This window comes from Streptomyces sp. NBC_00234 (assembly GCF_036195325.1).
Taxonomy (GTDB): Bacteria; Actinomycetota; Actinomycetes; order Streptomycetales; family Streptomycetaceae; genus Streptomyces.
On record NZ_CP108101.1, the window covers coordinates 5,822,838 to 5,835,627 of the forward strand.

At 70.7% G+C, this 12,790-nt stretch carries 9 protein-coding genes; 6 read left to right on the forward strand and 3 right to left on the reverse strand.

The genetic code is table 11. The annotated features are described in order from the left end of the window. Positions 1-101: 101 nt before the first annotated feature. Positions 102-953, reverse strand: coding sequence for a CAP domain-containing protein (locus OG230_RS25735; protein ID WP_328906083.1), 852 nt, complete (start codon positions 951-953; stop codon positions 102-104). A 155-nt stretch (positions 954-1,108) separates the two neighbouring features. On the opposite strand from OG230_RS25735, the gene OG230_RS25740 reads away from it, so the two are divergent. From OG230_RS25740 to OG230_RS25755, 4 genes are all read left to right on the forward strand, one after another. Further along, entirely contained in the window at positions 1,109-1,390 is a 282-nt protein-coding gene (locus tag OG230_RS25740) for an acylphosphatase (RefSeq protein ID WP_328906084.1), read from the forward strand. Between the two features lie 438 nt (positions 1,391-1,828). Next, complete coding sequence (locus tag OG230_RS25745) at positions 1,829-2,041, forward strand: hypothetical protein (protein ID WP_018551753.1); 213 nt, start codon at positions 1,829-1,831, stop codon at positions 2,039-2,041. A gap of 307 nt (positions 2,042-2,348) precedes the next feature. Continuing rightward, complete coding sequence (smc, locus tag OG230_RS25750) at positions 2,349-5,930, forward strand: chromosome segregation protein SMC (RefSeq protein ID WP_328906085.1); 3,582 nt, start codon at positions 2,349-2,351, stop codon at positions 5,928-5,930. 208 nt (positions 5,931-6,138) lie between these two features. Next, positions 6,139-7,557, forward strand: a complete 1,419-nt coding sequence (locus OG230_RS25755) for a sugar porter family MFS transporter (RefSeq protein WP_328906086.1) — start codon at positions 6,139-6,141, stop codon at positions 7,555-7,557. A gap of 40 nt (positions 7,558-7,597) precedes the next feature. On the opposite strand, the gene OG230_RS25760 is transcribed toward OG230_RS25755, so the two are convergent. Next, the gene (locus OG230_RS25760) at positions 7,598-8,581 is read right to left on the reverse strand and encodes an LLM class flavin-dependent oxidoreductase (protein WP_328906087.1); all 984 of its coding nucleotides are present in this window, start codon (positions 8,579-8,581) and stop codon (positions 7,598-7,600) included. A 205-nt stretch (positions 8,582-8,786) separates the two neighbouring features. Here OG230_RS25760 and ftsY point away from each other — a divergent pair, with 205 nt between their 5' ends. Further along, positions 8,787-9,992: a signal recognition particle-docking protein FtsY gene (gene ftsY, locus OG230_RS25765; protein WP_328906088.1), complete on the forward strand. Its 1,206-nt coding sequence runs from the start codon at positions 8,787-8,789 to the stop codon at positions 9,990-9,992. An 81-nt stretch (positions 9,993-10,073) separates the two neighbouring features. Here the strand turns inward: ftsY and OG230_RS25770 are convergent, their stop codons facing one another. Further along, a complete protein-coding gene (locus OG230_RS25770) occupies positions 10,074-10,721 on the reverse strand; it encodes a bifunctional DNA primase/polymerase (protein ID WP_328906089.1) in 648 nt (215 codons plus the stop codon). 425 nt (positions 10,722-11,146) lie between these two features. On the opposite strand from OG230_RS25770, the gene nsdA reads away from it, so the two are divergent. Beyond that, the gene (nsdA, locus tag OG230_RS25775; protein ID WP_328906090.1) at positions 11,147-12,622 is read left to right on the forward strand and encodes a transcriptional repressor NsdA; all 1,476 of its coding nucleotides are present in this window, start codon (positions 11,147-11,149) and stop codon (positions 12,620-12,622) included. Positions 12,623-12,790 lie beyond the last annotated feature (168 nt).

Consider the following 12,790-nt stretch of genomic DNA (forward strand, 5'->3'; position numbering starts at 1 on the left):
AGGGAACAGGCGGGGCTCAACCCGGTCTGGGCCGCTTCGGCTACGAATGGCGGCCCACAGACGGCCCATGACAGTACGCAAGTCGCTGACCTGCGGAACTCTCAGAAGCCGAAGTCCTGCGTCCACCAGGGGCCGCCGGAGCCGAAGTACACGCCGACGCCGAGCGTCTTGTAGTCGCAGTTGAGAATGTTTGCTCGGTGCCCGTCGCTGTTCATCCAGCCGTCCATCACGGCCTGTGCGTCGGCCTGGCCGCGGGCGATGTTCTCGGCGGCGAGATCCTGCACGCCCGCCTTCGCCGCCCGGTCCCACGGGGTCGCCCCGTCGGGATCGGTGTGGGAGAAGAAGCCGCGCGCGGCCATGTCCTCGCTGAAGTCCTGGGCGAGTGACGTCAGCCCGCGGGAGGCCGCGACCGGGCTGCAGCCGACCTTCGCGCGTTCCTGGTTGACGAGGGAGAGCACGGTGGCACGGGCGCTGTCGGTCGCGTCGGGGGACGGGGCCGAGGGCTTGGGGGCCGGGTCGGGAGCCGAGGTCTTCGGTGCGGCGGGGGCCTTGGGAGCCGGTGCCGCGCTCGTCTTCTTCTCGGTCTTCTCCGCGGGCGCCTTCGTCGGCTGCTTGGACGCCTTCGCGTCCTTCGACGGGGAGGCCGCCGGCTTGGTCGTCTTGGCAGAAGCCGAGGTGGAAGGGGCCGCGGCGCGCTCGCTGGAGCGGCTCGTGCCGGTGGAGGCCGAGGCGCGGTCGGACGGCGAGGAGGTCGTGCCGCCCTGGGTGAGGAGGTCGGGCGCACCCTCGGAGCGGACCTGGTCCGCCGCTGAGGTACCGCGTACGTCGAAGCTGTCGCCGCCGGGCAGCAGGCCCGAGGTGACCGCCACCGCGCCGACGGCCATGGCCGCGGAGACGCCGAGGAGACCCGTGCGTACGGGCCTCGAGGCCCGCTTCTTGCCGTGGCGTCCCATGCGCTGTGCCTTCCATGTGCTCCGGACGCCCCTGTGGCGTCACCGTGACTCTCGCAAGCCTCACCCGATCGGGTGAGGCTATTGCGACCGGACTGTACGCCATGACGTAAAGGGGTGAAGTGCTCCGCGAGCAATTGGACGGTTAGCGTTCGGGTATGAACGAAGATGCACGACTCGTCGTTTGGGTACGCGGCCGAGTACAGCAAGTAGGGTTCCGATGGTTCACCAGGGCAAACGCTTTGGAGATCGGCAGCCTCCGGGGCTTCGCACTCAATCTCGACGACGGCAGGGTGCAGGTGGTCGCCGAAGGGCCACGTGAGAATTGCCACCGTCTGCTGGACTGGCTCCGCTCCGACGACACACCCGGCCACGTGGACGGAGTGACTGAGATCTGGGACACCCCGCGCGGTGGATATGAGGGATTCGCAATCCGGTGAACGGGAGTCGCGGAACCGGAGCGGATCCGCTCCGTATTCGAGGCGCCGCGAGGTGTCACGGTCGTCCCCCTCAGGGCGGTGCACCCGAAATGACCTGCGAATTGACGCGTCGGCCGGACATGGTTGCCAAGAGTGGGCCGGCATGCCAGGCTGCGGCGGTAACGAAGATCTCCACGCCCCCCGGGGCCCCGCAGGAGAGTCGCGCCGCATGATCGATCCGCCGCGCGCCCCCGGGACGCCCGCCTCAACGGGGTGTGATCGTGTTGACCGTCAAACTTTTTGGTGAGACGCTGAAAACCCCGCGCACCTTAGCTGTTTGGCAGAGCTGTTTGGCAGCAGAACCGCAGTGAAGACAGAGCACTGCCGAGCACCGCGGGTGCGATTCCCTCACGACCCACACCGCTTCGGTCGGTCACTCAGTGTGGAGGACCATCCATCATGGCAAAGGCGCTTCTCGGTTACGTCGGCGGTTCCGACCCGCGACTCCTCGCCGAGATGCGACGGCTCCAGCAGCGCGTCCAGGACCTGGAATCCGAGCTCGTACGGATCCAGGACGAGAACGACGCGCTGAACGCCGCCGCCCAGCACCAAGAGTCGCTGCTCGACAGCATCGACATCGACGTACCTCAGGCGGAGCCCGCGCTGACCTGACCGGTTGCCCAGTCGGGTCCGGTCGGGCTGCATACGGCAGCCGCTTGAGTTCATCACCGGAATGTCTTCGTCACGGATCGTCGTCCCTGGTCATCGAGGTTTGCTCGTGAAACCGGTCGGCCTCGGTCCGTAGCGCGGGCTGTAGCAAGTCCAGGGGACGCTTCGGCGTCCCTTTTTCTTTCTCCCGCAGTGATTCCCCCGGTGATTCCCCCCGGTCCCGCCCCGGACGTACAACCCTTCCCTTACCGTCTGATGTGCCCTGCACCTTCATCAGCGAAACCGAGAGTGAAAGGTAGAGTCCGGCGGCGTGCACCTCAAGGCCCTGACCCTGCGTGGTTTCAAATCGTTCGCCTCCGCCACGACCCTGCGGTTCGAGCCCGGGATCACCTGCGTCGTCGGACCCAATGGATCAGGCAAATCCAATGTGGTGGACGCGCTCTCATGGGTCATGGGTGAGCAGGGAGCCAAATCCCTGCGTGGCGGCAAGATGGAAGACGTGATCTTCGCCGGTACTACCGGAAGGCCGCCGCTCGGGCGGGCCGAGGTCTCGCTGACCATTGACAATTCCGACGGTGCCCTGCCGATCGAGTACGCGGAAGTCACCATCACGCGGATCATGTTCCGCAACGGCGGCAGCGAATACCAGATCAATGGCGACACCTGCCGGCTCCTCGACATTCAGGAACTCCTCTCGGACTCCGGTATCGGCCGGGAGATGCACGTCATCGTCGGGCAGGGCCGGCTGGACTCCGTACTCCACGCCGATCCGATGGGGCGGCGCGCATTCATCGAAGAGGCCGCGGGCGTCCTCAAGCACCGCAAGCGCAAGGAGAAGGCGCTGCGGAAACTGGAGGCGATGGGAGCCAATCTGGCCCGCGTCCAGGACCTCACCGGCGAACTGAGGCGACAGCTGAAGCCGCTGGGCAGGCAGGCCGCCGTGGCCCGCCGCGCCGCGGTCATCCAGGCCGACCTGCGCGATTCCCGGTTGCGGCTCCTCGCCGACGACTTGGTGCGGCTGAACGAGGCGCTGCGCACCGAGATCGCCGACGAGGCCGCGCTCAAGCAGCGCAGGGAGGCGGCCGAGGCGGAACTGAAGGCCGCCCTGGGGCGCGAGGCGGAACTGGAGGACGAGGTACGGCGGCTGGCGCCGCGACTCCAGCGGGCCCAGCAGACCTGGTACGAGCTGTCGCAGCTGGCCGAGCGGGTCCGCGGCACGATCTCGCTCGCCGACGCCCGGGTGAAGAGCGCCACCGAGGCGCCCGAGGACGAGCGGCGCGGGCAGGGCTTCCGGGACCCGGAGAGCATGGAGCGCGAGGCCGCGCGGATCCGCGAGCAGGAGGCCGAACTGACGGCCGCGCTGGAGGCGGCCGAACACGCCCTTGAGGACACCACCGCCCACCGCGCCGACCTGGAACGGGAGTTGGCGGCCGAGGAGCGCAGGCTCAAGGACGCGGCCCGCGCCATCGCCGACCGGCGCGAGGGCCTGGCCCGGCTGCGCGGCCAGGTCAACGCCGCCCGTGGCCGGGCCGGTTCGGCGCAGGCCGAGATCGACCGGCTGGCCGCCTCCCGGGACGAGGCCGCGGAGCGCGCCGTCGCCGCCCAGGAGGAGTACGAACAGCTCAGGGCCGAGGTCGAGGGACTGGACGCCGACGACGCGGAGCTGGGGGAGCGGCACGACGCGGCCAGGCGGGAGCTCGCCGAGGCGGAGGCCGCGCACGGTGCGGCCCGGGAGGCCGCCACGGCGGCGGAACGCAAGCGGGCGGCGGTGGCGGCCCGCCACGAGGCGCTGGCGCTGGGCCTGCGCCGCAAGGACGGCACGGGTGCCCTGCTCGATGCTCAGGACCGGCTGGCCGGGCTGCTGGGCCCGGCCGCGGAACTGCTCACGGTCGTACCGGGGCACGAGGTCGCGGTGGCGGCTGCCCTGGGTGCGGCGGCGGACGCGGTCGCGGTGTCGGACCCCGCCACGGCGGCCGACGCCATCAGGCTGCTGCGCAAGAAGGACGCGGGGCGCGCGGCGCTGCTGCTCGGGGCGGGGCCGCAGGCGCACGAGCTCCCCGCGGAGGACGGTTCCGGAGCCGGCGTCGGCCGGGCGCCCGCTGTCGTGGACCTGGTGCGCGGGCCCGTCGAACTGATGGGCGCCGTACGGAGGCTGGTGCGCGACATGGTGGTCGTCGGGACGCTGGAGGACGCCGAGGACCTCGTCGCGGCCCGCCCCGAACTGATCGCCGTGACCGGTGAGGGCGATGTGCTGGGGGCGCACTTCGCGACCGGGGGCTCGGCCGGGGCGCCCAGCCTCCTCGAAGTGCAGGCATCGGTCGACGAGGCCGCCGCCGAGCTGGCGGAGCTGGCCGTCCAGTGCGACGAACTCGCCGCCGCCCAGCAGCTGGCGGGGGAGCGGCGCCGGGCCGGCGCCGCCCTCGTCGAGGAACTGGGGGAGCGCCGCCGGGCCGCCGAGCGCGAGAAGTCCGGGGTGGCGCAGCAGCTAGGCCGGCTCGCCGGTCAGGCCCGTGGCGCCGCCGGCGAGGCGGAGCGCACGACCGCTTCGGCGGCGCGCGCCCAGGAGGCGCTGGAGCGGGCGGCCGAGGAGGCCGAGGAGCTCGCCGAACGGCTGCTGGTCGCCGAGGAGACCCCGGTCGAGGAGGAGCCCGACACCTCCGTGCGTGACCGGCTCGCCGCCGACGGGGCCAACGCCCGCCAGACCGAGATGGAGGCCCGTCTCCAGGCCCGTACCCATGAGGAGCGGGTGAAGGCACTCGCGGGGCGCGCCGACTCCCTGGACCGCGGCGCCCGCGCCGAACGCGAGGCCCGCGCCCGGGCCGAGCAGCGCCGTGCCCGGCTGCGCCACGAGGCGGAGGTCGCTTCCGCGGTGGCCTCGGGTGCCCGCCAACTGCTCGCGCACGTGGAGGTGTCCGTCGTACGGGCCCAGGAGGAGCGGACCTCGGCCGAGGCGGCGAAGGCCGAGGGCGAGCGGGGACTGGCGGTCGAACGGGGCCGGGGCCGCGGGCTCAAGGACGAGCTGGACAAGCTGACCGACTCCGTCCACCGCGGCGAGGTGCTGGGTGCCGAGAAGCGGATGCGGATCGAGCAGCTGGAGGCGAAGGCTCTGGAGGAGCTGGGGGTGGAGCCGGCCGGGCTGGCCGCCGAGTACGGCCCCGACCAACTGGTGCCGCCGTCTCCCGCCGCCGAGGGCGAGGAGCTGCCGGACGATCCGGAGCATCCGCGCAACCGGCCGCAGCCCTTCGTGCGGGCCGAGCAGGAGAAGCGGCTCAAGGCCGCCGAACGGGCGTATCAGCAACTCGGGAAGGTGAATCCGCTCGCCCTGGAGGAGTTCTCGGCGCTGGAGGAGCGGCACAACTTCCTCTCCGAGCAGCTTGAAGACCTGAAGAAGACCCGGGCCGACCTGATGCAGGTGATCAAGGAGGTCGACGAGCGGGTCGAGCAGGTGTTCACCGAGGCGTTCCGGGACACCGCCCGCGAGTTCGAGGGCGTCTTCTCGCGGCTCTTCCCGGGGGGCGAGGGGCGGCTGATCCTGACCGACCCCGACAACATGCTGACGACGGGTCTGGACGTCGAAGCGCGTCCGCCGGGCAAGAAGGTCAAGCGTCTTTCCCTGCTCTCGGGCGGTGAGCGGTCGCTGACGGCCGTGGCGCTGCTGGTCTCGATCTTCAAAGCCCGTCCCAGTCCCTTCTATGTGATGGACGAGGTCGAGGCGGCGCTCGACGACACCAACCTGCAGCGGCTGATCCGGATCATGGAGGAGCTCCAGGAGAGCTCGCAGCTCATCGTGATCACGCACCAGAAGCGGACGATGGAGGTCGCCGACGCGCTGTACGGCGTCTCCATGCAGGGCGACGGGGTCTCCAAGGTCATCAGTCAGCGACTCCGCTGACCTTTACTGAATCGTCACGACTTCAACGCGCCTTTTGGCCGTTCCTGGGTAGATGTGGGACTTGACCCGGCGTTTGACTTCGAGACTTGAACGCATAGTCTCTGCAACGTCGTTTTTACCTTCAAGTGGTGGTGCCGCGAAAGTTGTGTGCCACTTGGGAGAGCTCGCCCCCCACGTCTGACGTAGCGGCCAGGCATCAGGAGTTCATGTGACCAGCACTGCCAACGGACCGGCGTCCGGGGCCCGAGAGGCCCACCCCGACCATCTCGGCCATGTCATCTTCATCACGGCAGCCGCAGCCATGGGCGGCTTCCTCTTCGGCTACGACAGCTCAGTGATCAACGGCGCGGTGGAGGCGATCCGCGACCGGTACGACATCGGCTCCGGCACGCTCGCCCAGGTCATCGCCATCGCCCTGATCGGCTGTGCGATCGGCGCCGCGACGGCGGGGCGCATCGCCGACCGGATCGGCCGCATCCGGTGCATGCAGATCTCCTCGGTGCTCTTCACCGTCAGTGCCGTCGGCTCCGCGCTCCCGTTCGCGCTCTGGGACCTGGCGATGTGGCGCATCATCGGTGGCTTCGCCATCGGTATGGCCTCGGTCATCGGCCCCGCGTACATCGCCGAGGTCTCGCCGCCCGCCTACCGGGGCCGGCTCGGCTCCTTCCAGCAGGCGGCCATCGTCATCGGCATCGCGATCTCCCAGCTGGTCAACTACGGCATCCTCCAGCTCGCCGACGGCGATCAGCGCGGCGAGATCGGCGGCCTCGAAGCCTGGCAGTGGATGCTCGGCGTGATGGTCGTCCCCGCCATCCTGTACGGACTCCTCTCGTTCGCCATCCCCGAGTCGCCGCGCTTCCTGATCTCGGTCGGCAAGCGGGGCCGGGCCAGGGAGATCCTGGCCGAGGTCGAGGGCGAACACGTGAATCTCGACGCGCGGGTGGCCGAGATCGAGACCGCCATGCACCGTGAGCACAAGTCCACCTTCAGCGATCTGCTCGGCAGCCGCTTCGGCTTCCTGCCGATCGTCTGGGTCGGCATCGGGCTGTCGGTCTTCCAGCAGCTCGTCGGCATCAACGTCGCGTTCTACTACTCGGCGACGCTGTGGCAGTCCGTCGGCGTCGACCCGTCCAGCTCGTTCTTCTACTCGTTCACCACGTCCATCATCAACATCATCGGCACGGTGATCGCGATGGTTCTGGTGGACCGGGTGGGCCGCAGGCCGCTCGCCCTGGTCGGCTCCTGCGGTATGGCGGTCGCGCTGGCCTTCGAGGCGTGGGCGTTCTCCGCGGATCTCGTCGACGGCGAGCTGCCCTCCACGCAGGGAGCCGTCGCGCTCATCGCGGCCCACGTCTTCGTTCTCTTCTTCGCCCTGTCGTGGGGTGTCGTGGTCTGGGTCTTCCTCGGCGAGATGTTCCCGAACCGGATCCGCGCCGCCGCGCTCGGTGTCGCCGCCTCCGCGCAGTGGATCGCCAACTGGGCGATCACCGCGAGCTTCCCGAGCCTCGCCGACTGGAACCTCTCCGGCACCTACATGATCTACACAGCCTTCGCCGTGCTCTCGATCCCCTTCGTGCTCAAGTTCGTGAAGGAGACCAAGGGCAAGGCGTTGGAGGAGATGGGCTAATCCCCGCTGCCCCTCTCCTCGGACCGGTGACCGCCCCGGCTCAGCCCTGCTGAGCCGGGGCGGTTCCGTTTCCGGCCGTCTCGCAGAACAGCCGCAGACTGCGCCACGCCTCCTCGACGGGCATCCCGCCGCACAGCGGATGCAGCACCAGGCTGTCGGTGTCCAGCTCCGCGCACTGCTGCGGCGTGAGCACCCGGTAGACGCCCTCGGCGCGCAGTTCCTCCACCGTCGTCGCCGCCGAGCGCACCGCCGAGCGGATGTCCTTGGACTGCCAGGAGGCGTACGTACGGGCCTCGTGCAGGAAGTGCTCGCCGTAGTGCGCCCAGGTCCGGTCCGGGTCCTCGGAGAGATGCAGCAGCGGGGTCTTCGCGGCCGGCATCATGCAGAACCCCTCGGTCCCGTACTCGGCGCGCTGCTCGTGGTAGTACGCCTCCAGCTCCGGCAGGTGCGCGCTGGGGAAGAGCGGCAGCCCCAGGCGCGCCGCCCGCCGCGCCGCGGCCCGCGAACTGCCGCCCACCAGGAGCATCGGACGGGGCCGGGTGTACGGGCGCGGGGTGACCCGGACCGTGCGCCCCCGGTACGGGAACGGCTCGCCGGTCCACGCCCGCAGCAGGGTTTCCAGCAGCTCGTCCTGGAGCCTGCCGCGGCGGCCCCACTCGACGCCCGCCCGCTCGTACTCCTCGGGCCGGTAGCCGATCCCCGCCACCGTCACGAGCCGGCCCGCGCTCAGCAGGTCGAGGACCGCGATGTCCTCCGCCAGCCGCAGCGGGTCGTGCAGCGGGCCGATGATCGCGGAGACCGTGACCGCGATCCGGCGGGTGGCACCGAAGACGGCGCCGGCGAAGACGAAGGGGGAGGGGAGCCAGGAGTTGGCGGCCCCGTGGTGCTCCTCGGTCTGCACGGTGTCGATGCCGCGCTCGTCGGCGTACCGGGCCATCTCCAGTGCCGCGCGGTAGCGCGCCGAGAGTGTGTCCGGGGTGGCGGCCGGATCGACGAGATTGAACCTGAGCACGGTGAACGCCATGACATGTCCCCTTCGCCGGATCGGCCTGGCGAGGCGGCACATTAGCTGACGCTGCGTCAGAAATACAGGGCACCGGCCGCACTGCCGGACGGAGCGACGGAGGAAGTGCGCCTTACCGCCAAAAGGTGCATAACACCCCCATGTGATGTCGGGTGGCCGACGGAGCCGCGCTCCTGTCCCGGCGGTGGCCGATACTGGACGGGTTATGGAAATCGTCATCCTTGCTGTAGTCATCGCCCTGGTCGCGGTCGGCCTGATCAGCGGGCTCGTGGTCAGCAGCCGCAAGAAGAAGCAGCTGCCGACCCCGCCGCCGTCGAGCACGCCGACCATCACTCCTCCCGCCGAACCCCATGTCGGCGAGGAAGCCGAGGCGCCGCGCGACGAAGCGCGGCGCACCATCGAGGAGGCCGGTCTCCCGGACACCGCGGGGGAAGCCCCGGCCACCGCCGAACCGGAGGCGCCCGCCGCCCCCGCGATCGAAATCCCCGAGCCCACCGCGGGCCGTCTCGTACGGCTGCGCGCCCGGCTCGCCCGCTCCCAGAACTCCCTGGGCAAGGGCCTGCTCACCCTGCTGTCCCGGGACAACCTCGACGAGGACACGTGGGAGGAGATCGAGGACACCCTCCTCACCGCCGACGTCGGCGTCGCTCCCACCCAGGAACTCGTGGAGCGGCTCCGTGAACGGGTCCGCGTCCTCGGCACCCGTACCCCCGACGAGCTGCGCACGCTGCTGCGCGAGGAGCTCGTCGCTCTCCTCGGTCCCGAACTCGACCGCGAGGTCAGGACGGAGGGCGGGGCCGACACCCCCGGCGTCGTGATGGTCGTCGGTGTCAACGGCACCGGCAAGACCACCACCACCGGCAAGCTGGCCCGGGTGCTCGTCGCCGACGGCCGCAGCGTCGTGCTCGGCGCGGCCGACACCTTCCGTGCCGCCGCCGCGGATCAGCTGCAGACCTGGGGCGAGCGCGTCGGCGCCCGCACCGTCCGCGGGCCCGAGGGCGGCGACCCCGCGTCGATCGCCTTCGACGCGGTGAAGGAAGGTATCGCCGAGGGCGCCGATGTCGTGCTCATCGACACCGCGGGCCGTCTGCACACCAAGACCGGTCTGATGGACGAGCTCGGCAAGGTCAAGCGGGTCGTCGAGAAGCACGGGCCGCTCGACGAGATCCTGCTCGTCCTGGACGCGACCACCGGTCAGAACGGTCTGGTGCAGGCCCGCGTCTTCGCCGAGGTCGTCGACATCACCGGCATCGTCCTGACCAAGCTGGACGGGACCGCCAAGGGCGGCATCGTGATCGCCGTCCAGCGCGAGCTGGGCGTACCGGTGAAGCTCATCGGACTCGGCGAGGGTCCCGACGACCTCGCCCCGTTCGAGCCCGGTGCGTTCGTGGACGCGCTGATCGGCGACTGACGACCCCTCGGGCCGCCGCCGTACGTGCGAGGGCCGGACGAGCCGCCTGCCGGCTTGTCCGGCCCTCGCGCATGTCCGGCTCTACAGGCGGTGGCAGATGTACGCCAGCGTGCCCAGCAGGAGTCGCGCCTGCGGGGGAGTGCCCGCGGTGTCCGGCACCGGCGGGCGCAGCCAGCGGACCGGTCCCAGGCCACCGAGGTCGGACGGCGGGGCGGTGATGTGGGAGCCGGCGCCCAGCGCCCGCAGATCGAGGTCCGCGTCGTCCCAGCCCATCCGGTAGAGCAGCTCGGGGAGTTCGGCCGCGGCCCCGGGGGCCACGAAGAACTGTGCGCGCCCGGTCGGCGTGGCGGCCACCGGCCCGAGCGGCAGCCCCATCCGCTCCAGCCGCACCAGCGCACGGCGCCCGGCCGCTTCGGCGACATCCAGGATGTCGAAGGTGCGGCCGACGGGGAGCAGCATCGCGGCGCCGGGGACCTCGGCCCAGGCGCCAGCCGCGATGTCGAGCGGGGCGCCGGCCGGGACCTCCTCGGCGAAGTCCAGCGGGTGTGCGCCGGGGGCGGGGCAGACCGTGTCGCCGCACGAGCACGCGCCCGCGGAGGCCCGCGCGCCCGGCGTCACCGCCCAGCCCCAGAGTCCTGTGTACTCGGCCACCGCCGTGCCCTCGGCCGAACGGCCGCGGCGCCGCGAGCCGGATCGCATCTCACGGATGCCGCCGATCGTGAAGCCCATGCCCCCTCCAACGGGTCCGACTCACCGGTGGTTACGACCCGGAGGCACCGATCCGCCGTCCGCGTCGTCGTCGATCCGTCGTCCTGCGGGTGCTTTCGGGGGTAGTGCGCCCTGTTCCACGCGCCCCCGCGTGCTTCACTCCGCCAGGCTGCTGATCGCCGCGTGTCAAGTGAATCGCGAGCGGCGCCAGGCGGGTTCATCCGAAGGGGTGGCGAATGGTGGCGTTTCTGCAATGACCCTCGCGAGAGGGGTGATCGTAGGATTACCGTCGGTACACGAACCCTGGAAGTATGTGCACCCACGGGTATGCCGGAGGCAACCCGATTTCCTGTGGGAGGGTGTGCAACCTCCGTACGGACGGCACCGATGCACGGCATTCTGATAGAGGTTCGCGCGACAGGTTTCGGCGGGATGGGGGCGTTCCAGTGAGTGGCAGCGGCGCAGGCGAGGCGAATGCCGGGAAGCGCCCCAATGGGCAATTGGGATCATGGTTCGTGCGGAGTGGCTGGTCGAAGGGCGAGCTCGCACGACAGGTGAACCGGCGGGCGCGGCAGATGGGCGCCCATCACATCAGCACCGACACCTCCCGGGTGCGGCGCTGGCTCGACGGGGAACAGCCCCGCGAGCCGATCCCGCGCATTCTCTCCGAGCTCTTCTCGGAGCGCTTCGGCGCCGTCGTCGCCGTCGAGGACCTCGGGCTGCGTACGGCACACCAGTCGCCCTCCGTGTCCGGTGTCGACCTGCCGTGGGCCGGACCGCAGACCGTCGCCCTGCTGTCCGAGTTCTCCCGCAGCGACCTGATGCTCGCCCGGCGCGGCTTCCTCGGCTCCTCGCTCGCCCTCGCCGCCGGCCCCGCGCTGATCGAACCCATGCAGCGCTGGCTCGTGCCCGTTGCCGCCGGTGCACCCGCCGAACCCGAGTCGCCCGCCGCGTCCCGCCGTCCCTCCCGGCTCTCCGGCCCCGAGCTGGACCTGCTGGAATCCACCACGGCGATGTTCCGCCAGTGGGACGCCCAGTGCGGCGGCGGACTGCGGCGCAAGGCCGTCGTCGGTCAGCTCCACGAGGTCACCGACCTGCTGCAGGAGCCGCAGCCCCAGGCCACCGCGACCCGGCTCTTCCGGTGCGCGGCCGAACTGGCCGAGCTGGCGGGCTGGATGAGCTACGACGTGGGCCTCCAGCCCACCGCCCAGAAGTACTTCGTCCTCGCCCTGCACGCCTCCAAGGAGGCCGGCGACAAGCCCCTCGGCTCGTACGTGCTCTCCAGCATGAGCCGCCAGATGATCCACCTCGGGCGGCCCGACGACGCCCTGGAACTCATCCATCTCGCGCAGTACGGCAGCCGGGACTGCGCCACCCCGCGCACCCAGGCCATGCTGTATGCGATGGAGGCCCGCGCCTACGCCAACATGGGCCAGCCCAGCAAGTGCAAGCGGGCGGTCCGGATGGCCGAGGACACCTTCCTCGACGCCGGGCTCGACGGCGAACCCGAGCCCGACTGGATCCGGTTCTTCTCCGAGGCCGAACTCAACGGGGAGAACGCCCACTCCTACCGTGACCTGGCCTATGTCGCCGGCCGCAGCCCCACCTACGCCTCGCTCGCCGAGCCCGTCATGGAGAAGGCGGTCGAGCTCTTCGGCGAGGACGACGAGCACCAGCGGTCGTACGCGCTCAACCTGATCGGCATGGCCACCGTCCATCTGCTCAAGCGGGAGCCCGAGCAGTCCACCGTGCTCGCCACCCAGGCCCTGCGGGTCGCCAGGAAGGTCCGCTCCGAGCGGGTCAACACCCGCCTCCGCAAGACCGTCGACACCGCTGCCAGGGACTTCGGCGACGTGTCCGACGTCGCCAGGCTCACCGACCTGCTCCACGAGCAGCTGCCGGAGACCGCCGAAGCGGTCTGACCCGGCTCTCCTGCCACCGGCCACGACACCATCCCGTACCGCCCGACTCGGCTCCCCCATTGCCAGGTCAACGGATGGTTGTCGTGGCCGGTTCACGTTTCCGGCCGTTTCAACCGCACCGTATGCGGCGCAGGACGCATGGTAGGCAGAGCAGCGCGTACGCCACTC

Coding starts and splice junctions, on each gene's coding strand:
- OG230_RS25735 (WP_328906083.1), bottom strand. CDS start 953: ATGGGACGCCACGGCAAGAAGCGGGCCTCGAGGCCCGTACGCACGGGT.
- OG230_RS25740 (WP_328906084.1), top strand. CDS start 1,109: ATGAACGAAGATGCACGACTCGTCGTTTGGGTACGCGGCCGAGTACAG.
- OG230_RS25745 (WP_018551753.1), top strand. CDS start 1,829: ATGGCAAAGGCGCTTCTCGGTTACGTCGGCGGTTCCGACCCGCGACTC.
- OG230_RS25760 (WP_328906087.1), bottom strand. CDS start 8,581: ATGGCGTTCACCGTGCTCAGGTTCAATCTCGTCGATCCGGCCGCCACC.
- ftsY (WP_328906088.1), top strand. CDS start 8,787: ATGGAAATCGTCATCCTTGCTGTAGTCATCGCCCTGGTCGCGGTCGGC.
- OG230_RS25770 (WP_328906089.1), bottom strand. CDS start 10,721: ATGGGCTTCACGATCGGCGGCATCCGTGAGATGCGATCCGGCTCGCGG.